The organism is Caldimonas taiwanensis NBRC 104434 (assembly GCF_001592165.1).
Taxonomy (GTDB): Bacteria; Pseudomonadota; Gammaproteobacteria; order Burkholderiales; family Burkholderiaceae_C; genus Caldimonas; species Caldimonas manganoxidans.
Map to the genome: position 1 here is coordinate 114878 of NZ_BCWK01000002.1, position 18700 is coordinate 133577.

Annotated in this window: 17 protein-coding genes and 2 tRNA genes; 6 read left to right on the top strand and 13 right to left on the bottom strand. The window is 67.5% G+C overall.

Features of this window, described 5'->3' with window-relative positions; translation table 11 throughout:
* Positions 1 to 16 precede the first annotated feature (16 nt).
* Positions 17 to 319 carry a YfhL family 4Fe-4S dicluster ferredoxin gene (locus CTA01S_RS02225; protein ID WP_062191670.1) on the top strand — a complete coding sequence of 101 codons (303 nt, stop codon included), beginning with the start codon at positions 17 to 19 and terminating at the stop codon, positions 317 to 319.
* Here CTA01S_RS02225 and CTA01S_RS02230 read toward each other — a convergent pair.
* From CTA01S_RS02230 to CTA01S_RS02265, 8 genes are all read right to left on the bottom strand, one after another.
* Positions 311 to 709 carry a hypothetical protein gene (locus CTA01S_RS02230; RefSeq protein ID WP_062191674.1) on the bottom strand — a complete coding sequence of 133 codons (399 nt, stop codon included), beginning with the start codon at positions 707 to 709 and terminating at the stop codon, positions 311 to 313. The genes CTA01S_RS02225 and CTA01S_RS02230 overlap by 9 nt on opposite strands.
* Positions 706 to 1335: an aminoacyl-tRNA hydrolase gene (pth, locus tag CTA01S_RS02235; RefSeq protein ID WP_019559797.1), complete on the bottom strand. Its 630-nt coding sequence runs from the start codon at positions 1333 to 1335 to the stop codon at positions 706 to 708. Before pth ends, CTA01S_RS02230 begins: the two co-directional genes overlap by 4 nt.
* A gap of 79 nt (positions 1336 to 1414) precedes the next feature.
* On the bottom strand, positions 1415 to 2044 hold the full coding sequence (locus CTA01S_RS02240) for a 50S ribosomal protein L25/general stress protein Ctc (protein WP_019559798.1): 630 nt from the start codon (positions 2042 to 2044) through the stop codon (positions 1415 to 1417).
* 79 nt (positions 2045 to 2123) lie between these two features.
* Complete coding sequence (locus tag CTA01S_RS02245) at positions 2124 to 3086, bottom strand: ribose-phosphate pyrophosphokinase (protein WP_019559799.1); 963 nt, start codon at positions 3084 to 3086, stop codon at positions 2124 to 2126.
* Between the two features lie 140 nt (positions 3087 to 3226).
* Positions 3227 to 3303, bottom strand: a tRNA-Gln gene (locus CTA01S_RS02250).
* Positions 3304 to 3359: 56 nt separating this feature from the next.
* Positions 3360 to 4223, bottom strand: a complete 864-nt coding sequence (gene ispE, locus CTA01S_RS02255) for a 4-(cytidine 5'-diphospho)-2-C-methyl-D-erythritol kinase (RefSeq protein WP_062191679.1) — start codon at positions 4221 to 4223, stop codon at positions 3360 to 3362.
* Positions 4220 to 4714: a lipoprotein insertase outer membrane protein LolB gene (locus CTA01S_RS02260; protein WP_084362277.1), complete on the bottom strand. Its 495-nt coding sequence runs from the start codon at positions 4712 to 4714 to the stop codon at positions 4220 to 4222. Before CTA01S_RS02260 ends, ispE begins: the two co-directional genes overlap by 4 nt.
* A 41-nt stretch (positions 4715 to 4755) precedes the next feature.
* Positions 4756 to 6546, bottom strand: a complete 1791-nt coding sequence (locus CTA01S_RS02265) for a tetratricopeptide repeat protein (protein WP_062191687.1) — start codon at positions 6544 to 6546, stop codon at positions 4756 to 4758.
* Positions 6547 to 6599: 53 nt separating this feature from the next.
* Between CTA01S_RS02265 and mutM the strand changes: the two genes are divergently transcribed.
* The 3 genes from mutM to mutY all read left to right on the top strand — a co-directional run bounded on the left by mutM (position 6600) and on the right by mutY (position 10661).
* A complete protein-coding gene (gene mutM / locus CTA01S_RS02270) occupies positions 6600 to 7418 on the top strand; it encodes a bifunctional DNA-formamidopyrimidine glycosylase/DNA-(apurinic or apyrimidinic site) lyase (protein ID WP_062191690.1) in 819 nt (272 codons plus the stop codon).
* A 138-nt stretch (positions 7419 to 7556) separates the two neighbouring features.
* Complete coding sequence (locus tag CTA01S_RS02275) at positions 7557 to 9563, top strand: dynamin family protein (protein ID WP_232300965.1); 2007 nt, start codon at positions 7557 to 7559, stop codon at positions 9561 to 9563.
* Positions 9564 to 9611: 48 nt separating this feature from the next.
* On the top strand, positions 9612 to 10661 hold the full coding sequence (gene mutY / locus CTA01S_RS02280) for an A/G-specific adenine glycosylase (RefSeq protein ID WP_062191698.1): 1050 nt from the start codon (positions 9612 to 9614) through the stop codon (positions 10659 to 10661).
* 14 nt (positions 10662 to 10675) lie between these two features.
* Here mutY and CTA01S_RS02285 read toward each other — a convergent pair whose 3' ends face one another.
* Genes CTA01S_RS02285 through CTA01S_RS02300 form a run of 4 tightly spaced genes read right to left on the bottom strand, consistent with a single transcriptional unit; the run spans position 10676 to position 14772 of the window.
* Complete coding sequence (locus CTA01S_RS02285) at positions 10676 to 11302, bottom strand: LON peptidase substrate-binding domain-containing protein (RefSeq protein ID WP_062191702.1); 627 nt, start codon at positions 11300 to 11302, stop codon at positions 10676 to 10678.
* Positions 11299 to 12201: an RNase adapter RapZ gene (gene rapZ, locus CTA01S_RS02290; RefSeq protein ID WP_062191705.1), complete on the bottom strand. Its 903-nt coding sequence runs from the start codon at positions 12199 to 12201 to the stop codon at positions 11299 to 11301. Before rapZ ends, CTA01S_RS02285 begins: the two co-directional genes overlap by 4 nt.
* Entirely contained in the window at positions 12198 to 13889 is a 1692-nt protein-coding gene (recN, locus tag CTA01S_RS02295) for a DNA repair protein RecN (protein WP_062191709.1), read from the bottom strand. The genes rapZ and recN overlap by 4 nt, the downstream gene beginning before the upstream one ends.
* A gap of 4 nt (positions 13890 to 13893) precedes the next feature.
* Complete coding sequence (locus tag CTA01S_RS02300; RefSeq protein ID WP_019559809.1) at positions 13894 to 14772, bottom strand: NAD kinase; 879 nt, start codon at positions 14770 to 14772, stop codon at positions 13894 to 13896.
* A gap of 120 nt (positions 14773 to 14892) precedes the next feature.
* Between CTA01S_RS02300 and hrcA the strand changes: the two genes are divergently transcribed.
* Both hrcA and CTA01S_RS02310 read left to right on the top strand, forming a co-directional pair.
* Entirely contained in the window at positions 14893 to 15921 is a 1029-nt protein-coding gene (gene hrcA / locus CTA01S_RS02305; RefSeq protein WP_019559810.1) for a heat-inducible transcriptional repressor HrcA, read from the top strand.
* A 29-nt stretch (positions 15922 to 15950) separates the two neighbouring features.
* Positions 15951 to 16027: transfer RNA gene (locus tag CTA01S_RS02310), tRNA-Ile, on the top strand.
* A 29-nt stretch (positions 16028 to 16056) separates the two neighbouring features.
* Here the strand turns inward: CTA01S_RS02310 and CTA01S_RS02315 are convergent.
* Positions 16057 to 18672 (bottom strand): PAS domain-containing hybrid sensor histidine kinase/response regulator, encoded by a 2616-nt coding sequence (locus tag CTA01S_RS02315; RefSeq protein ID WP_062191712.1) that lies wholly within the window; start codon positions 18670 to 18672, stop codon positions 16057 to 16059.
* Between the last annotated feature and the right edge of the window lie 28 nt (positions 18673 to 18700).

The window sequence follows — 18700 nt, forward strand, 5'->3', positions numbered from 1 at the left end:
GACGACGGGGTGGCCCATGGCCCTGATGATCACCGATCAATGCATCAATTGCGACGTCTGCGAGCCCGAGTGCCCGAACCAGGCGATCTCGATGGGGCCGGAGTACTATCAGATCGACCCGCAACGCTGCACCGAGTGCGTCGGGCATTTCGATGCGCCCCAGTGTGTGCAAGTCTGCCCGGTGGAATGCATCCCGATCCATCCCGACTACCAAGAGGATCGAGACGCCCTGTGGGCCAAATACCAGCGCCTGCAAGCCCAAGGACGGGCCATGGCGCCAGCCAGCGCCCCGGGTGAATCGGTGCCGCGCTCAGCCTGAGGCGGGCCGGGTCTTGGGGCGCTTGGGCGGCTTGGGCAGCCTCACCTTGAAATCCTTGGGCCGGCGCGAGCGGCGCGTCTCCGACGGCGCCGCAGGCGCAGCCGCCTGCGGCGGCTCCTCGGGCAAGCGCTGTGCCGCCCGCAACGCCTCCTCGCGCCGCAGCCGCTGCTGCTCCAGCTCGTCGGCCATCCAGCCCTGGCGCAAGCCGTGCTCCCGCGCTTGCCATCGCTGTTCGTCGGTGCGGGGGTCGGCCAGGTCCGTGCGCAGCTTGGCGTCGGCGCACGGCCGGTCGCTGTACTGCGTGCCGCATTGATACACCGGCTGGGCCGCAAGCCACGGGGCCACCACGGCCCAGACGACCCCGACCCACCCCGGCACGGCGCGGCTCATGGGTGGGGGGCCGCAGGGCTGTCCTGCGGGGCACGGGGGGCCGCCGGCCGGGCATGGATGAGACGCGAGGCCAGCTCCATCTCACCGCGCAGCATCGGCGCCAAGGCCTGCTTGGATCGCGCGATGCAGGCTTCGATGGCTTCGCGCTCGGCTGCCGGCGGCTTGCGCAGCACGTAGTCGGCCACCTCGGCCTTCACCCCTGGGTGGCCGATGCCCAGACGCAGGCGCCAAAACTCCGGGCTGCCCAGCTGGGCCTGGATGTCTTTCAGGCCGTTGTGGCCCGCATGCCCTCCGCCGCGCTTGAGCTTCATCTGGCCCGGCAGCAGGTCGAGCTCGTCGTGCACGACCAAGATTTCCTGCGGCTCGATCTTGAAAAAGCGTGCCAACGAGGCCACCGAGCGGCCTGACAAATTCATGTAGGTCTGGGGCTGCAGCAGCCACACCGCAGTGTCCACCCCGGCCAGGGGACGGTTCACCCGCGCCACCAGCCCTTGATGGGCGCGTTCGGGCAGCAGACGCACGCCCAGCTCACGGGCCAGCTCGTCGATCCACCAAAAGCCGGCGTTGTGCCGTGTGGCCTCGTATTGCGGCCCGGGATTGCCCAGGCCCACCAGCAGTCGAATCATGGACGCCATTATTGCCGCGGCTGCAGCAACGAAAAACCCCGCCGAAGCGGGGTGTGGCCAAGCGCTCGCCGAGAGTGGCTCACTTCTTCTTTTTCGCGTCTTTGCCTTTGGCCGGAGCCGCCGGTGCGGGGGCGGGAGCGGCCACGACCTCCTCCACGGGCTCGACCACCGACACCACGGCCGGATTGGGCTTGCCATGGGTGACCACCTTGATGCCCTTGGGCAGCTTCAGGTCATTGACATGCAGGGTCTGGCCTTTGACCAGTTCACCCAGATCGACCTCCAGGAACTCCGGCAAGGCTTGCGCCAGGCACTGGATTTCGAGTTCGTTGAGGATTTTGTTGACCAGGCACTTGTCGGTCTTGACCGCTGGCGAGTTTTCTTCGTTGACGAAATGCAGCGGCACCTTCTTCTGGATCTTGGTCTTGGGATCGACGCGCTGGAAGTCGACATGCAGCACCTGGGGCTTGTACGGGTGCATCTGATAGTCGCGCAGCAAGACCTTCTCGACCTTGCCGGCCAGCTCCATGTCCAGAATCGAAGAATGGAAGGCTTCTTTCTTCAGCGCAAAGAACAGCGCGTTGTGATCGAGCTCGATCGGCTGGGGCGAACCGGCCCCATAGACGATGCCGGGCACCTTGCCGGCACGACGCAGGCGGCGGCTCGCTCCGGTCCCCTGCACAGTGCGCTCGTAAGCGACGAATTTCATGCAACTCTCCAATGAGTCAGCGTCCGCGACCAGACGCAAGAAACGGGGGGCTCGAAGGCCGCCCCACCCATGAACCGGATCAGAAGTTGTTGTTCTGCTCCGAGAACAGCGACGTGACCGACTCGCCGTCGGAAATGCGGCGGATGGTCTCGGCAAACAGGAAAGCCACCGAGAGCTGGCGGATCTTGGGAATGGAGCGCGCCTCCTCGGCCAGCGGGATGGTGTTGGTGATCACCACCTCGTCGAGTTCGGAATTGCGAATGCGCTCCAGCGCCGGGCCCGAGAACACCGGATGCGTGCAATAGGCATACACCGACTTGGCATTGCGCTCTTTGAGCACCTCGGCAGCCTTCACCAGCGTGCCGGCGGTGTCGATCATGTCGTCCATGATGACGCAATTGCGGTTCTCGATCTCGCCGATGACGTGCATCACCTCGGACACATTGGCCTTGGGCCGACGCTTGTCGATGATGGCCAGATCACAACCGAGCTGCTTGGCCAGCGCACGCGCGCGCACCACGCCGCCCACGTCGGGCGACACCACCACGAGGTCGTGGTAGTTCTTGCTCTTGAGGTCCGACAGCAGCACCGGCGAGGCATAGATGTTGTCCACCGGGATGTCGAAGAAGCCCTGGATCTGGTCGGCGTGCAGGTCCATGGTCAGCACGCGGTTGACGCCCACGGCTTCGAGCATGTTGGCCACGACCTTGGCGGAAATGGGCACGCGGGTGGAGCGTGGGCGGCGGTCCTGGCGGGCGTAGCCGAAGTACGGAATCACCGCGGTGATGCGCCGGGCCGAGGCACGCTTGAGCGCATCGACCATGATGAACAGCTCCATCAGGTGCTCGTTGGTCGGCGCGCAGGTGGGCTGGATGACGAAGATGTCGCGCCCACGCACGTTTTGCTGGATCTCGACCGCGACCTCGCCGTCGGAGAAGCGTCCAACCGAGGCCCGGCCCAGCGTCAGGCCCAGGTGATTGGCGATCTCGAGGGACAGTGCCGGATTGGCGTTGCCGGTGAACAGCAGGGTGTCGGACAGCATCGTGGGCTCCGTCGGACCGGCACCGGCAAGAACCGGCGCTTCAGTGCGGCCCCCGCGGTCCGTGGCTCGGGGGCTCGTGCAAAAACCACAGAACCTCTGGATGATCCCCGCAGGGCTCGTCCAGAGGTTCTCGAAGAAGGTGGCAGGGGAGGAAGGATTCGAACCCTCGAATGTCGGAATCAAAATCCGATGCCTTGACCAACTTGGCGACTCCCCTACACCGGCCATCGCCTGGGCCTCCAAGCCCTGACGCCGGCCGACAACTCGTCGCGCTCAATCCGAAACCCAACCCGCAAGGGGATGTCGCTCCAGACTGCGGCACCTGCGCCACTGCCACCCCTCGGGTACATCAGGACCCTGCAGGCTGACACCGGTTGCGGCGCCAATTTTCTCGCCAACCCATGCGAACACCGCACTGCCCGAACCCGTCATGCGGCTGTTGCCGCACCGCTGCTTCAAGCATTCCAGGGCTTGACCAACCGACGCACAAAGCGCAACCGCTGCCGCTTGCATGTCGTTCCTGCCAAATCCCCGGGGGTCTGCAAGAAAGTCCGCAACTATAGCAGGTTTTGTGTCGCGTACCAAGAGGGGGCTGGCAAAAAGATCGCGGGTGGCCAAGCCTTGCGGGGGTTTGAGCACTTCCAGCTCGGCCGCCGGCAGGTCCAACGGGGTCAAGCGCTCGCCGATGCCCTCGACCCAGGCCGGTCCGGGCCCCAGGAAGAAGGGCACATCCGCGCCGACCGTCGAGCCCAGCTCGATGAGCCGAGCGCGGGGCCAGTGCAAGCCCCACAGGCGGTTCAGCGCGATCAACGTGGTGGCCGCATCCGAGCTGCCGCCGCCCAGACCGGCGCCCCAGGGCACGCGTTTGTCGAGGTGGATGTCCGCGCCGTAGCGGGTGCCGCTGGCCGCTTGCAAGGCACGGGCCGCGCGCAGGCACAAATCGTCGTCGGGCAGGCGTGCGCCCAGGTCGTGCCGCCGCAGCCGGCCGTCGTCGCGACGCTCGATGTGCAGGACATCGCCCCAATCGATCGGCACGAAGACCGATTGCAGCAAGTGATACCCGTCGGCCCGCCGGCCCACCAGATGCAAAAACAGATTCAGCTTGGCCGGCGCCGGCAGGTCGTAACAGGCTTTCATGAGTCCAAACGGGCGCGCACGATCACCGGCACCGGAGCAGCGCGCCGCGCCACGATCAGCCCTTGGTCGGCGCCGTCGAGCTCCACCGTCCAGCCCAGTTGCTCGAAGCCCGCGCCGCCTTCGCGCGGCCGGCTCGAGGCCCCCGGCCAGGGACGGGCACGCAACCAATCGAACAAGGCGGCCACGGGCAAGGATGCCCCCACGAGCTCGCGGGTGAGGTCCTCCAAGCCGGCATAGTCGTAGCGCTGCCCGCGCATCAGCACCCAAGCCGCCCCGGGTTGCCAGGCGGCCACGGCCATCACCGTGCCCAACGGACTGGCCAGGCGCAATTCGCCCCGGTCGGGGTGGCCCAGCAGCTCGAAGGCGGCCGTGGTCGAGCGCACACCTTCGGGGCCATCCACCCGCACGGCCAGGCGCCCCGAGGCCGCCAAGGCCAAGGCCTCATCGGCACCGGGCAGGCTGGCGCAGCCGGCCAACACGGCCAGCACCATGCCAGCCCAGCCGGCGCGCCACACCGCTGCGGCCCCGCGCCTCACAGATCCACCCCGAATCGGCGCAAGGTCTCGCGCAGCACCTCGTTGGACGCATCACGCGCCTGCCCTTCGCGCCAGATGCGCCGCGCCTCCTCGTGCCGCCCCAGCACCCACAGCACTTCGCCCAAATGCGCCGCGATCTCGGTGTCCGGACGCGCTCGATAGGCGCGTTGAAGGTGTTGCAGCGCTTCTTCGCGCTGGCCCAGGCGGTATTTCACCCAGCCCAGGCTGTCGACGATGAAGGGCTCATCGGGCGCCAAGGACAACGCTTTTTCGATGAGGGCGCGCGCTTCATCCAAGCGCAGGTTGCGGTCGGCCAGCGTGTAGCCCAGGGCGTTGTAGGCGTGATAGTGGTCGGGCTTGAGCTCGATGACCCGCCGCAGCAATTCCTCCATGCGGTCGATGCGGTTGGTCTTTTCGGCCATCATGGCCTGCTCGTACAGCAGGTCCACGTCATCGGGAAAGCGTTCATTGGCCTGCCCCAACACCTGATAGGCCCGCGGCCACTGCTGCTGGTCACGCAACAACTGGGCCTCGGCCAGCAGCTTGGCGCGCGCCATCTGGGGCTCGTCTTCGGGCAGGCGGCGGATCAGCGCAATGGCTTCGTCGAGCCGGCCTTGCCGAGCCAGCAAGGAGGCGCGACGCTGCTGCACGCTCAGCGCCGCGGCCGGGTCGTCCACCCGCGCCAGCCACTGTTCGGCCTGCTGCATCAGGCCACGCGACTCGGCGGCCTGGGCCAGCATCAGATAGGCCTGCGTCAGACCCTCGGTGGTGACGGCCGTGGACGCATCGTCCGAACTCGGCGCCGCAGCCCCAAGCTCGACATAGCGACGCAGCGCCTGTTCGGCAGCCTCGAGCTCCTTGAGCTCCAGCCGCAAGGCGCCCAGGCTGAGCCAGGCCGGCGCCAACGCGGGGTCGTGCCGCAGCGCTTCGTCCAGTTGGGCTGCGGCCTCGACATAGCGCTGCTGGCTGACGAGTTGGCGCACATAGCCCAGGCGCAGGGCATGCCCTTGCGGTCGTGCCTGCAAATAGGCCGCCACCACGGCATCGGCTTGCGGCTGTTGGCCCACCAACTCCAGCGCAATGAGCGCCGGCCCCTCGGCAGCCGGGTCGATCTGCTGGGCCTGCCGGGCCAGTTCCAGCGCCTGCAGCGGCTCCCGCAGCAGCAGGCGCATGCGCGCCTGGGCCACCAAGGCCGCAAGACGGGTGTCCGGCTGCGCCAGATAGGGCCGCAGCACCGCATCGAGCATGGCCACCACCTGCGGCAATTGCGCCGCACGGGCAAATTGACGCGGCAGCAGTGCGATCGCGTGCGCCCGCTCGGCCGGCGCGGTGCGCTCCAGCATGGTCTGCAAGGGTTCTTGCGCCTGCGCCACTCGACCCAGGCCCACCTGGATTTGGGCCAGGTAGCGCAAGGCATCGAGCGACTGGGGCACGGCGGCGCGCCAGGCCTGCGCCGCCGCCAGGGCTTGCTCGCCAGCACGGGCTTGCAACGCAATGTCGGTGGCCCGCTGAAACAGGCGCTCGTCGCCGGTCTTGCGTGCGGCATCGAGCAACAGTTCGTAGGCCGTACCGGCCGCGCCAGCGCGCAGCTCCATCTCGGCGACGAGAAGCTGGTAGAACAGGGCCGCGTCCAGGCTCGAGTTCACGACGGCCGGCTCGGCCGCGCTGGGCGTCGGGGCGGCCGAGGCGGCCGAGGCGGCCTGCGCCCGCGCCGGGGCGCCCCAAAGCATGGCCTGCGCGGCCAGGGCCGCGACCAGCACTCGCACATTCAGGGCACGCATGGGCATGAGCAACTCCTCGACGTCGATTGGATTCTACGGACGCCCGGATAATTCCCCGCATGCCCGAACTGCCCGAAGTCGAAGTCACCCGGCAAAGTTTTGCTGCTCAGCTGCTCGGCGCCCGCGTGCTGCACGTGCGCCTGGGCAAGCCATTGCGCTGGCCCTTGGGATGCGCCCCCGAGTCTTTGCAGGGCCAGACGGTGGGCGAAGCCCGTCGCCGCGGCAAGTACCTGTGGCTGCCGCTGGATCGCGGTGGACTGCTGATGCACTTGGGCATGTCTGGCTCGCTGCGCTATGAACGCATGCCTCAGCCGCCGGGGCCGCACGACCATTTCGATCTGTGGACGACCCACGGCCTGCTGCGGCTGCATGATCCGCGACGCTTCGGCGCCGTGGTGTGGTCGCAGTCGCTGGAGACCGACCCGGCGCGCAAGCTGTTGGCCGCCTTGGGTGCGGAACCGCTGGAGCCCGGTTTCGATGGAGCCGTGCTGCACGCCGGCCTGCGCGGACGCCGCTTGGCCATCAAACAGGCCTTGCTGGCTGGGGACGTGGTGGTGGGCGTCGGCAACATCTACGCCAGCGAGGCCCTGTTCGCCGCGGGCATCGACCCGCGCACCCCGGCCGCTCGGCTGAGCCGGCCGCGCTGCGAGCGCCTGGCGCAAGCCATCCGCGAGACGTTGAGGCGCGCACTGGCGGCCGGCGGCTCCACGCTGAGAGACTTTCGCAATGCCCAAGGCCATGGCGGCGCCTACCAGGACCAAGCGCGCGTCTACGGCCGCCAAGGGCTGCCGTGTCTGAACTGTGGCACACCGATCCGTCGCATCGTGCAAGGCCAGCGATCCACCTACTTCTGCCCGCAGTGCCAAACTCGCGGCTGACCCGGTGCCCCACCTCACAAGGTGTGGTCGCCGCTGCGGTCGTGACGAAGGTCCGTCCGGTGACGACCCGAGGCAACGCCGCTGGCAAGCCATGCGCTACCATGCTTGCTTCCCTCTCGCATGCCCGGTATGGCCGCCATGTCCTCTGCCGCTACGTCACCCTCGTTCGCGCTGAAGTTCGATGCCTTGAGTTTGTGGCGCGCCGATCTCGAGATCCAGCTGCAGGAGTTGTCGCGCTTTCTCTTCGACCATGATTTGCTGGACGAGCCGGCAGCGGACTTGCTGGAGTCTTTGCAGACCCGGCTGGCCCGCGATCGCCTGGTGGTGGCCTTCGTCGCGGAGTTTTCCCGCGGCAAGTCCGAGCTGATCAACGCGATCTTCTTTGCCGACACCGGCCGACGGATCCTGCCGGCCACGCCTGGGCGCACCACGATGTGTCCGGTGGAGCTGAGCTACGACCCCGACGAGGCGCCATCGCTGCGCCTGCTGCCCATCGACACGCGATTGGGGACGGCGTCGCTGGCCGAATTGCGCCTGCAAGACGATGCCTGGGTCCAGGTTCCACTCGACGTGAAGCGGCCCGACGAACTGGCCGAGGCGCTGACCCGCGTGATGGCCACGCAGCGTGTCTCGCCAGAACAAGCCCGTGCACTGGGCTTCTGGGATGAGGAGCGAACCCAGGACAATCCGCCGCTGGGCGAAGACGGGCTGGTCGAGGTGCCGGCCTGGCGACATGCCATCATCAACTACCCGCATCCGCTCCTCAAGCGCGGCCTGGTGATCTTGGACACGCCGGGCTTGAATGCCATCGGTGCCGAGCCCGAGCTGACCGTCAGCCTGTTGCCTTCGGCGCATGCCACCGTGTTCATTCTGGCGGCCGACACCGGCGTGACGAAATCCGACCTGGCGATTTGGCGGGATCATCTCTGCGGCCAGCCGCTGGAGCGCTACGTGGCGCTGAACAAGATCGATGCGCTGACCGATCCGCTGAGCTCGCCGGCCGAAGTGGAGGCGCACATTGGCCGACAGCGCGCCCAAACGGCGCAGACGCTGGGCATCCCCGAGGAGCGGGTGTTTCCGATTTCGGCCAAGCTCGCGCTGGCCGGCCGTGTGACCGGCGACGCCGACGACCTGCGCGCCAGCCGCCTGCTGGAGCTGGAGGACGCGCTGGGCCGGCAGTTGCTGCCGCATCGCAAGGAGGTGCTGGCGCAACTGGTGATCGACAGTGCCGGCCAGCTGGAGGCGCAGATCGGCCGCCGCCTGGCCGACCGTCGGCGGCAGTGCGCCGAGCAGTTGCTCGAACTGCGCGGGCTGCGCGGCAAAAACGCGGGCATGGTCGAGGTGATGATCCGTCGCGTGGAGGCCGAAAGCAGGGAGTTCGAACAGTGCATCGCCCATGTGCAGGCCATGCGCTCGGTGCACTCGCGCATGCTCAAGGACGCGCTGGTGGGCATCTCCAGCGATGTGGTGCGCCGGCACACCGAGGTGCTGCAGGAGCGGCTGCGTTCGGCCATTCTCAATTTCGGCGCGCGCAAAGCTTTCGCCGAAATGGCACACACGTTGCGTGCCAAGCTCGACGAGGCCCAGGCCAAGGGCCACGAGATCCATGCCATGCTGGGCGCGTCGTTCCAGAAACTCAATGCCGAGTTCGGGTTCGGCCTGGCCATGCCGGCCGCCCCCGACCTCTCGCGCTTCATGCGCGACCTGGAACTGATCGAGCGCAACTACACGCAATACTTGGGGCTGTCGCATGCGCTGCGCTTGTCCAACGAGCGCTTCATGTCGCAGTTCCGCCGCATGCTCGTCTCCAAGCTGCGCGTGGTGTTCGAAGGCGCCAGCGCCGAGCTCGAGCTGTGGAACAAGACCGCCTCGGCGCAGATCGACACGCAATTGCGCGACCGCCGCCGCAACTTCAAACGCCGCCGCGAAACCCTGGAGCGCGTGCGCAGTGCCGCCGCCGAATTGGAAGCCCGCGTGCATGAGATGGAAGCCCAGGAAGTGCGCATCCGCGAACTTCAGGAGCGCCTGCACCGTCTGGTCAGCCGCCTGCAGCAGCTGGCCGCCGCCCCCTTGCCCGCGGCAGACTTCGAGCCATTGACGCTCGATCTGGATCTCAGCACACAGTCGGCGCCCTTGCAGGCCTGAGTTCGGTCGCTCGAGCGTGCTCCCGTACACCGCCCGCAGCCTCGGTACATGTCGCGCCCAGCTTCGTCCATCGCCTTGCTGCGTCGAGCTTTCGCACCGGCCGTGATCGCTTGGCAGCGCGAGCACGGCCGCCACGATCTGCCCTGGCAGCGCAGCCGAGAGCCCTACCGTGTCTGGCTGTCGGAAATCATGCTGCAGCAAACGCAGGTGAGCACGGTGCTGGCCTATTACGAGCGCTTTTTGCAGCGCTTCCCCGACGTGCATGCGCTGGCCCGCGCCAGCCATGACGAGGTGATGGCCGCCTGGAGCGGGCTGGGCTACTACAGCCGTGCGCGCCATCTGCATCGCTGCGCCCAAGTGGTGGTGGCCGAACACGGCGGGCAGTTCCCGCGCACGGCCCAGGCGCTGGCCGAGTTGCCGGGCATCGGTCGCTCGACGGCGGCGGCCATTGCGGCCTTCTGCTTCGGCGAGCGTGCGGCCATTCTGGATGGCAATGTCAAGCGGGTGCTCACGCGCGTGCTGGGCTTCGGCGAGGACCTGGCTCAGGCCCGCCACGAGCGCGCTTTGTGGGTCGAGGCCACCGCATTGCTGCCAGCCCACGACATGGCCACCTATACCCAAGGCCTGATGGATCTGGGGGCGACGGTGTGCACGGCACGCTCGCCGCGCTGCGCGCAATGTCCGGTGCGGACTTGGTGTGCCGCACATGCCCAAGGCCGCCCCGAGGCCTACCCCGTGCGCAGCCGCAGGCTGCGGCGTGGGCGTCGTGAGCATTGGTGGTTGTGGTTGGAGCACGAAGGCCGGGTATGGCTGCAACCACGGCCCGCCGGCGGCGTGTGGGCCGGCCTGCACAGCCTGCCGGAATACGACAGCGAGGCCGCCTTGCGAGCGGACTGGCCGGGGCCGCTGATCGCCTGGCCCAGCATCTCGCATGCGCTGACACATTTCGACTGGCTGCTGCACCCCCGCCAGTGCGTGCTGCACGGTCCGCAGCCGCAGCCTCGCGGTCCGGGGCAATGGGTCGCCTATGAAGCCTTGGAGGACTGGGGCCTGCCAGCGCCGCTGCGCAAGCTGCTGGCCTTGCGCAGCGCGCCGTGAGGTGCGACGCGCCCTCAGGGGCCGCCGATGATGCCCTTGCTGCGCAAGAATTGATCGACCAACTTCAAGCGCACCTGCGGGTCGTCCAGTTCCATCAGGCGTTGGCGCGCAACCAGCGGGATCGGCAAGATCTCGCACCAGCGGTTGGCGATCCAGCCGGCATCGTCGAAGTGGAAGGGCTCCAGGAAGGGCAAAGGTCCGCGCTGGCGCAACATCCGGATGGCATTGGCCAGGGCCTGTGCGCTGGCCAGATGCTCTTTCTGCGGCAGCACGGCCGCATCGGGCGCCAGCCATTGCACCTCGGCCCACCACAGCCCGTCCTCGCCTTGACGCGTGGACAGGATGCGGAAACGCTGCGAGCCTCGGCAGCGCACCTGCAGGATGCCGGCCTGCTCGCTGTCGACCTCGATCAGCTCGGCCAGGCAGCCCACGGCCTCGAAGGCCACCGCCTCGCCCGGGCGGCGAACCTCATGCCCTTGGCGCAAAGCCACCACGCCAAAGGGATGCTGGGTGCGCAAGCTGCGGCTGACGAGGTCGAGATAGCGCGCCTCGAACACCTTCAGGCTCAGCAAGCCCTCGGGGAACAGCACGGTTTGCAAAGGGAACAGCGGCAGCGCGGAAGGGTCGGGCAAAGCAGTCATGAAGCAGCGTCACGCGCATCGAGTTCGCGGTGACGAATGAGGGTGGAGCCGCGCGCCCGGAAGCGCTGGGCCAGTTGTTCGACGAGGTAGACAGAGCGGTGCTGCCCGCCGGTGCAGCCCACCGCCACGGTGAGGTAGGCGCGCTGGTCCTGCTCGAACGCGGGCAGCCAGCGGCGCAAGAAGGCCTCGATCTGGGCCACCATCTCGGCCACCTCCGGCTGTTGTTGAAAGTACGCGATCACCGGCGCGTCGCGCCCGGTGTAAGGGCGCAAGTCGCGGTCGTAATAGGGGTTGGGCAGCATGCGCACGTCGAAGACGTAGTCCGCATCGAGCGGCACGCCATGTTTGAAGGCGAAGGATTCGAACACCAGCGTCAGCGAAGCCGCCGGGGCCTGCACGATCTGGCGTATCCACTGGCGCAGTTGGGTCGGGCGCAGCTCGCTGGTGTCGATGATGGTGGACAGCTCGCGCAGCTCGGCCAGCAGATCGCGCTCCAGCTCGATGGCCTCGATCAGCGCGCGCTGGGCAGTGGGGTCGGCCGCCGAGGGGTCCGACAGCGGATGGCGGCGGCGGGTTTCCGAAAAGCGCCGCACCAAGGTGTCGGTGGAGGCATCGAGAAAGACCGGCCGCACCGCCACACCCTGCTCACGCAGCCGCGCCAGGGCAGGCTTGAGCAAGGGCAGCGACTGCACGGCCCGCACATCGGCCGCAATCGCCACACGGGCAGAGCCTTTCTCATGCACGAGTCGCACGCAGGGCTCCAGCAGCTCCGCCGGCAGGTTGTCCACGCAAAAATAGCCGGCGTCTTCCAGCGCGTGCAGCGCCACCGACTTGCCCGAGCCGGAAATGCCGGTGATGAGCACCAGCTCGCGCCACGCGTTCGTCGCCGCCGGGCTCATCCGCGCCTCCGTGCCCGCGGCGGCTCGGCCGGCTCCAGCGAGGTGGCCGCCGTGGCCAGCATTTCCTGGGCATGCGCGAAGCTGGTGCCCGAGCGCTGCTGCCCCCCCAGCATGCGGGCGATCTCGGCCACCCGGTCCTCACCGAAGACCGCGCGCAAGCCGCTGGTGGTGTGGCCTTCCTGGGTGGTCTTGCTGACCACCCAGTGATGATCGGCACATGCGGCCACCTGGGGCAGATGCGTGACGGCCAAGACCTGGCGGTCGCGCCCGAGCTGCTTCATCAAACGCCCCACCGTGTCGGCCACCGCGCCGCCCACGCCAGCGTCGATCTCATCGAAGATCAGCGTGCCGGCCTCGCCCAGCTGGCTGGTCGTCACGGCAATGGCCAGCGCGATGCGCGACAGCTCACCTCCGGAGGCCACTTTGGCCAGCGGCCGCGGTGAGCTGCCGGCATGACCGGCCACGAGGAATTCCACGGTCTCCAGGCCATGGGCCTGAGGGGCCTCGTTGGGCACCAGCACCACCTCGAAGCGGCCCCCGGCCATGCCCAGCCGTTGCATCGCCTCGGTGACGGCTTGGGACAGGCGAGGCGCGGCCTCGCGGCGGGCCCGGGACACCTCGCGTGCAGCCTGCTCGTAGGCTTTGCGGGCCTGAGCCTCGGCTCGCTCCAGCCCTTGCAGGTCGCTGGCCGCCTCGAGCCGGGCCAGTTCGTCCTTCCACCGGGCCCACAGCCCCGGCAGATCCGGCGGGGCACAGCGGTAGCGACGCGCCAGGCCCATCCAGCTCGACAAACGCTCGTCCAGCTCTTGCAGGCGCGCTGGGTCGAGCTCGCCACGGCGCAAGTAGGCATTCAGGCTGTGGGCGGCATCTTCGAGCTGCGCCTGGGCGCTGCGCAAGACCTCGATCACGTCGGCCAGCGAGCCGTCGTAGCCGACCACGGCCTCCAGGCCGTCGATGGCACGGGCGGTCAACTCGTCGGCGCTGCCCTCGGACTCCGACACCGCCTGCAAGGCGGCCTGCACCGCATCGAGCAGGGCCTGGGCGTGGCTCAGCCGCCGGTGCTCGGCATCGAGCTCGGCCCATTCGTCCGGGCCCGGCGCAAGCTTGTCCACCTCGCCGATCTGCCAGGCCAGGCGCTCGCGCTCACGCTGCAAGTGATCCTGGCCGGCGCGGGCGTCTTGCAGCGCCTGGGCCGCCGCTCGCCAGTCCGACCAGGCGCGCGCCAGCGGCGCCAGGTCGCAGCCCGCATAAGCGTCGAGCAACCCCCGCACCGCGTCGGGCCGCGTCAGGCTTTGCCAGGCATGCTGGCCGTGGATGTCCACCAGGTGCTCGCCCACGGCCTTGAGCTGGGCCACGGTGGCCGGACTGCCATTGATCCAGGCACGGCTCTTGCCCTGGGCGTCGATGCTGCGCCGCAACAACAGCAGCTCATCGGTCTGGAACCCGGCTTCGTCCAACCAGGCAGCCAAAGTGGCGGGGCTGTCGAATTCGGCGCTGATCTCGGTGCGCGATGCGCCCTCGCGCACCACGCCGGCATCGCCGCGCGCGCCGAGTGCCAGCTGCAAGGCATCGATCAGGATGGATTTGCCAGCCCCGGTTTCACCGGTCAGCACGGAAAAGCCAGGCCCGAACTCGACCTCGAGTTCTTGAACGATGACGAAATCCTTCAGGGCGATGCGGCGCAGCATCGGCTCAAGCCCCCAAACCTTCGTTCCAATGGAGTTTTTTGCGCAGCGTGGCGTAATAGCTCCAGCCACGCGGATGGAGAAAGCGTACCCGGTGCGCCGAACGTCGCACGCGCACGACGTCGCCGTGCAACAGGCTGGCCAGGCTTTGCATGTCGAAATTCACGCTCGTGTCGCGCCCGCCGACGATCTCCACGGCCACCTCGCTGTCGTCGGGCAGCACGATGGGGCGGTTGGACAGGGTGTGCGGCGCAATGGGCACCAGCACCCAGCCGGCGATGTCCGGATGCAGGATGGGCCCGCCGGCGGACAGGGCATAGGCCGTCGAGCCGGTGGGCGAGGCCACGATGAGGCCGTCGCAACGGATGTTGGCCATGAAGTCGCCGGCCACCTCGATGCGCAGCTCCACCATGCCGGCGGTGGCCCCGCGGTTGACCACCACGTCATTGAGGGCGAAAGCTTCGAAAATCACTTGGCCATCGCGCACGACCTGGCCTTCGAGCATGCTGCGGCGCTCCTCCTCGAAGTCGCCGCCCATCACGGGCCCCAGCACCTCGCGCACCTCGCCCACCGGAATGTCGGTGATGAAGCCCAGGCGGCCTTGGTTGATGCCCACCAGCGGCAACCCATGGCGCGCGACCTCGCGGGCAATGTGCAGCATGGTGCCGTCGCCGCCCACCACGACGGCCAGGTCGCATTCGCGGCCCATGCCGTCTGCATCGAGCATCGGATAGCCGCTCAAGCCGGTGTTCATCGCGGTGTCATGCTCGAGCGAGACCTCCGCCCCCTGGCGGCAGATGAACTGGGCAATGTCCTCCAGCACCCCGCGCATGCCCTGGGCCTGGTATTTGCCGATCAGTGCCACGTGACGGAAGCGGGATTTCATGGGCGCGATTACACCACAGCGCCGGCGCCGCCCAGGATCGATCGCACCCCCGGCCCGACCCGGGAATACGCCCAGCCCACCCCCCCTTGTAGCGCGGCGGCGCGCCCTAAAATCCATGGCATGCTGGACGACCGCGCCAAAACCCTGCTGAAAACCCTGGTCGAGCGCTACATTGCCGACGGCCAGCCGGTGGGTTCTCGCACCCTGTCCAAAGCCTCGGGGCTCGAGTTGTCCCCGGCCACCATCCGCAACGTGATGGCCGATTTGGAAGACATGGGGCTGATCGCCAGCCCTCACACCTCGGCCGGGCGGGTGCCCACTGCGCGCGGCTATCGCCTGTTCGTCGACACGATGCTCACCGCCCGGCCGCTGGATTTGAACCAGCCGCCGCCCGAGGTGGCCAGCGTGCGGGACCAGCTGCAGCCCGACCAGCCACAGCGGGTGATCGCCACGGCCGCGCAGTTGCTGTCGAATCTGTCGCACTTCGTGGGCGTGATCACCGCGCCGCGCAAGCCCTCGGTGTTTCATCACATCGAGTTTCTGCGCCTGTCCGAGCGGCGCGTGCTGGTGATCTTGGTCGCTCCCGACGGCGATGTCCAAAACCGCGTGCTGTTCACCGATCACAACTACACCCAGGCGCAGCTCGTCGAGGCCACGAACTATGTCAACACTCACTTCGCCGGCTTGACCCTGGAGGAAGTGCGCAATCGCTTGCAAACCGAGGTGGAGGCCCTGCGCAGCGAAATCGCCAGTCTGATGCAGGCGGCCGTGCAGGCCGGCTCGGAGGCCATGGCCAGCAGCCAGGAGCAGGTGGTCGTCTCGGGCGAGCGCAACTTGCTGACGGTGCAAGACTTTTCCAGCGATCTGGAATCGCTGCGCAAGCTCTTCGATCTGTTCGAACAAAAAACCCAGCTCATGCGCCTGCTCGATGTCTCCAGCCGCGCCGAGGGCGTGCGCATCTACATCGGTGGCGAAAGTCAAGTGGTGCCCTATGAGGAGCTGTCCGTCGTGTCGGCCCCTTACGAGGTGGACGGTCAGGTCGTGGGCACCCTGGGCGTGATCGGTCCGACCCGCATGGCCTACGATCGCATGATCCAGATCGTGGACATCACCTCGCGCCTGGTGTCCAACGCGCTGAGTCAAAAGTAGCACGGCCTACAATCGGGGGCTTGCCCTTTGGGCCGTTAGCTCAGTCGGTTAGAGCAGAGGACTCATAATCCTTGGGTCGCAGGTTCGAGTCCTGCACGGCCTACCACGGTTTGACGCCGCCGTCGTGACCTGCGTCTACGGTTGCAGCCAGTGCCGCAGCCGGGCATACAACAAGGCCGGCTCGACCGGCTTGGCGATGTGGTCGTTCATCCCGGCCGCCAGGCAGGCTTCGCGGTCTTCGCCGAAGGCATTGGCCGTCATCGCCACGATGGGGGTTTGCGCATACCCGGGCAAGGCCCGTATCGCCCGAGTGGCTTGCAAACCATCCATCTCGGGCATGTGCATGTCCATCAAGATCAGACGGTACGGATAGGCCGAAGCCATGCGCACGGCATCCACCCCGGTGCCGGCCACGTCCACCTCCAGACCCGCCGCGCGCAGCAGTTCGCAAGCCACTTCTTGATTGACGGGGTTGTCTTCGACCAGCAGCAAACGCCCTTGCGGCCACGGCGCTTGCGGCGGCGTCGGCGCCGGAGTGGGCGATGGCGCACGCAACACGCGCTGGCCCAACAAGGAGATCAAGGCATCGTGCAGCGCCGAAGGCGTCACCGGTTTGAGCAGCACGGCCCCCACCCCTTCATCGCGCGCGGCTTGGCGCAAGGCCGCATCGTCACGCGCCGTGACCATCAGACAAGGTGGCATGGCCTGCGGCCCCCACAGTTCGCGCAAGCGCCGAACGGTTTGCAAGCCGTCCAACTCGGGCATGAGCCAGTCGGTCACGATGACATCGGGCCGGCATGCATCGCCCCGACCCATGTCGTGCACGGCCTGCAAGCCGCTGTCGCAAGCCTGCACCTGCAGTCCCATGATGTGGAGCATTTCGCCCAGCGCCTGGCGAGCCTCGATGAGGTCGTCGATGAGCAAGACCCGCAAACCACGCAGCCGCACATCCGAGCGTGCGGCCTGGGTGGCCGCGCGACGCAGAGTCACCGTGAACCAGAAGGTGCTGCCCCGGCCAGGCTGGCTGTCCACGCCGATCTGGCCACCCATCAGCTGCACCAGATGGCGGGTGATGGTCAAGCCCAGGCCGGTGCCGCCGTGGCGGCGGGTGCGGCTGCCGTCGACTTGCTCGAACGGATGGAAGATGCGTTCGATCTGCTCGGGGGTGAGGCCCGGGCCGGTGTCGCGCACCGCAAACCGAAGCTCAATGGACTGGGCATCTTGGGCGAGCACCTCCCCGCTGAGCACGATGATGCCTTGGTCCGTGAATTTCACGGCATTGCTCAGCAAATTGAGCAGGGCTTGCGACAGCCGGGTGGCGTCTCCGTGCACCGACACGGGCAGATGGTCCGCATCGAGCACGAGCTCCAGGCCTTTGTCGCGCACCTTCGGGCCCACCAGGTCGCAGGCGCGCGACAACATGGTGTCGATGCGGAAGTCTGCCGACTCGAGCTGCAGCTTGCCGGCCTCGATCTTGGCCAGGTCCAGCACGTCGTTGATGATGGACAGCAGATGCTGGGCGGCCGCATCGATCTTGTCCAGTTTGTCGGCATGTTCGCCCGTGCCGATGTGTTGGCGCAGCAGATGGGTCAATCCGATGATGGCATTCATCGGCGTGCGGATTTCATGGCTCATGTTGGCCAGGAACGCGCTCTTGGCCCGGTTGGCCGCCTCGGCGCGGTCGCGCGCGCGCGTGAGCTCGACATTGAGCGCTTCCAGGTGGTCTTGCGCCACTTTCAGGTCGGTCACATCGGTGGCGAAGAAGTAGTAACCGTGGACCTGGCCGTCTCGCCGGTCCGGCATGCGATAGGCCCAGAACTGCCGCGGCGTGTGCTCGCCCACGGCCCAGGTGTACTCGCCCTCGAAGCTTTCACCTTCCAAGATGCGCCGGATCTTGGGCCATTCGCGCTGAAAGAGGTCTTCGCCCACGACTTCGGGAATGGTGCGACCGATCGCCTCTTCGGCACGCTTGCCCAGCCAATCGAGGTAGGCTTTGTTGGCAAAGCGCAACCTCAGCTCTTTGTCCCAATAGGCCACCAGGGTCGGTTGGTGATCGACCACCGTGCGCCAGAAGGCATCGGCCCGCCGCTGTTCGGCCAAGGCTTGGTCCAGATGGGTTTTGCGCTGGTCGGCCAGCGCCCGGTAGCGCTGCTGGCTGTCTTGCAAAGCGGCTTCGATGCGCCGCTGTCGGCGCAAGGCGCGATGCACCGCCCACGCCAGCACGGACCATAAAAGAATGGTGCCGCCCCAAGCCACCCCGTGGCGACGCCGCTGCCTCTCGATGCTCTCGTCCAAACGCTGCGCCAGTGCCTCCACCATGCGCGCGGCCGCCGCGTCGATGCGGCTGAGCATCAAACGTGCGGCACTGGAGCGCAACCATGCCTGCCGCTGTGGGCCGGCGCGCGCCCATTCCTGACGCAGCTGCGTGATCGCGGCGGCCAGCTCTTGCGCGGGCGCATCGAGATCGCCCGCGGCAGTGGCCATCTTGTGGAGCTGGTCCAGGGCCTGGTCGATCAAGGCCTGCCCCTGGGCCGCATTCCAAGGCCCGAGCGCATCGTCCGAGCCGAACGCCAGATGCAACATCCCTTGGGCCACGTCGCTGCGGGCCACCCGCATGTAGCGCAGGGTCTCGACCGTCTGCTCCAACTGGTTCAAATGGCTGCGCTGCAGCCACACGATGGTCAGGCAGATCAGCCCCGATCCCACGATGGCGGCCCAAGCCCACACGGGCCAATCCCAAACCCCCCGCATGCGTGATCGATGTGCTGCGCGGCTGTTC

What these genes read in the sequence shown, in the direction of transcription:
- mutM (WP_062191690.1), top strand. Translation starts at nt 6,600, where the DNA reads ATGCCCGAACTGCCCGAAGTCGAAGTCACCCGGCAAAGTTTTGCTGCT.
- recN (WP_062191709.1), bottom strand. Translation starts at nt 13,889, where the DNA reads ATGCTGCGCCGCATCGCCCTGAAGGATTTCGTCATCGTTCAAGAACTC.
- mutY (WP_062191698.1), top strand. Translation starts at nt 9,612, where the DNA reads ATGTCGCGCCCAGCTTCGTCCATCGCCTTGCTGCGTCGAGCTTTCGCA.
- CTA01S_RS02300 (WP_019559809.1), bottom strand. Translation starts at nt 14,772, where the DNA reads ATGAAATCCCGCTTCCGTCACGTGGCACTGATCGGCAAATACCAGGCC.
- CTA01S_RS02240 (WP_019559798.1), bottom strand. Translation starts at nt 2,044, where the DNA reads ATGAAATTCGTCGCTTACGAGCGCACTGTGCAGGGGACCGGAGCGAGC.
- CTA01S_RS02230 (WP_062191674.1), bottom strand. Translation starts at nt 709, where the DNA reads ATGAGCCGCGCCGTGCCGGGGTGGGTCGGGGTCGTCTGGGCCGTGGTG.
- CTA01S_RS02265 (WP_062191687.1), bottom strand. Translation starts at nt 6,546, where the DNA reads ATGCCCATGCGTGCCCTGAATGTGCGAGTGCTGGTCGCGGCCCTGGCC.
- rapZ (WP_062191705.1), bottom strand. Translation starts at nt 12,201, where the DNA reads ATGAGCCCGGCGGCGACGAACGCGTGGCGCGAGCTGGTGCTCATCACC.
- CTA01S_RS02315 (WP_062191712.1), bottom strand. Translation starts at nt 18,672, where the DNA reads ATGCGGGGGGTTTGGGATTGGCCCGTGTGGGCTTGGGCCGCCATCGTG.
- ispE (WP_062191679.1), bottom strand. Translation starts at nt 4,223, where the DNA reads ATGAAAGCCTGTTACGACCTGCCGGCGCCGGCCAAGCTGAATCTGTTT.
- CTA01S_RS02225 (WP_062191670.1), top strand. Translation starts at nt 17, where the DNA reads ATGGCCCTGATGATCACCGATCAATGCATCAATTGCGACGTCTGCGAG.
- pth (WP_019559797.1), bottom strand. Translation starts at nt 1,335, where the DNA reads ATGATTCGACTGCTGGTGGGCCTGGGCAATCCCGGGCCGCAATACGAG.
- CTA01S_RS02245 (WP_019559799.1), bottom strand. Translation starts at nt 3,086, where the DNA reads ATGCTGTCCGACACCCTGCTGTTCACCGGCAACGCCAATCCGGCACTG.
- CTA01S_RS02260 (WP_084362277.1), bottom strand. Translation starts at nt 4,714, where the DNA reads ATGGTGCTGGCCGTGTTGGCCGGCTGCGCCAGCCTGCCCGGTGCCGAT.
- CTA01S_RS02275 (WP_232300965.1), top strand. Translation starts at nt 7,557, where the DNA reads ATGTCCTCTGCCGCTACGTCACCCTCGTTCGCGCTGAAGTTCGATGCC.
- CTA01S_RS02285 (WP_062191702.1), bottom strand. Translation starts at nt 11,302, where the DNA reads ATGACTGCTTTGCCCGACCCTTCCGCGCTGCCGCTGTTCCCTTTGCAA.
- hrcA (WP_019559810.1), top strand. Translation starts at nt 14,893, where the DNA reads ATGCTGGACGACCGCGCCAAAACCCTGCTGAAAACCCTGGTCGAGCGC.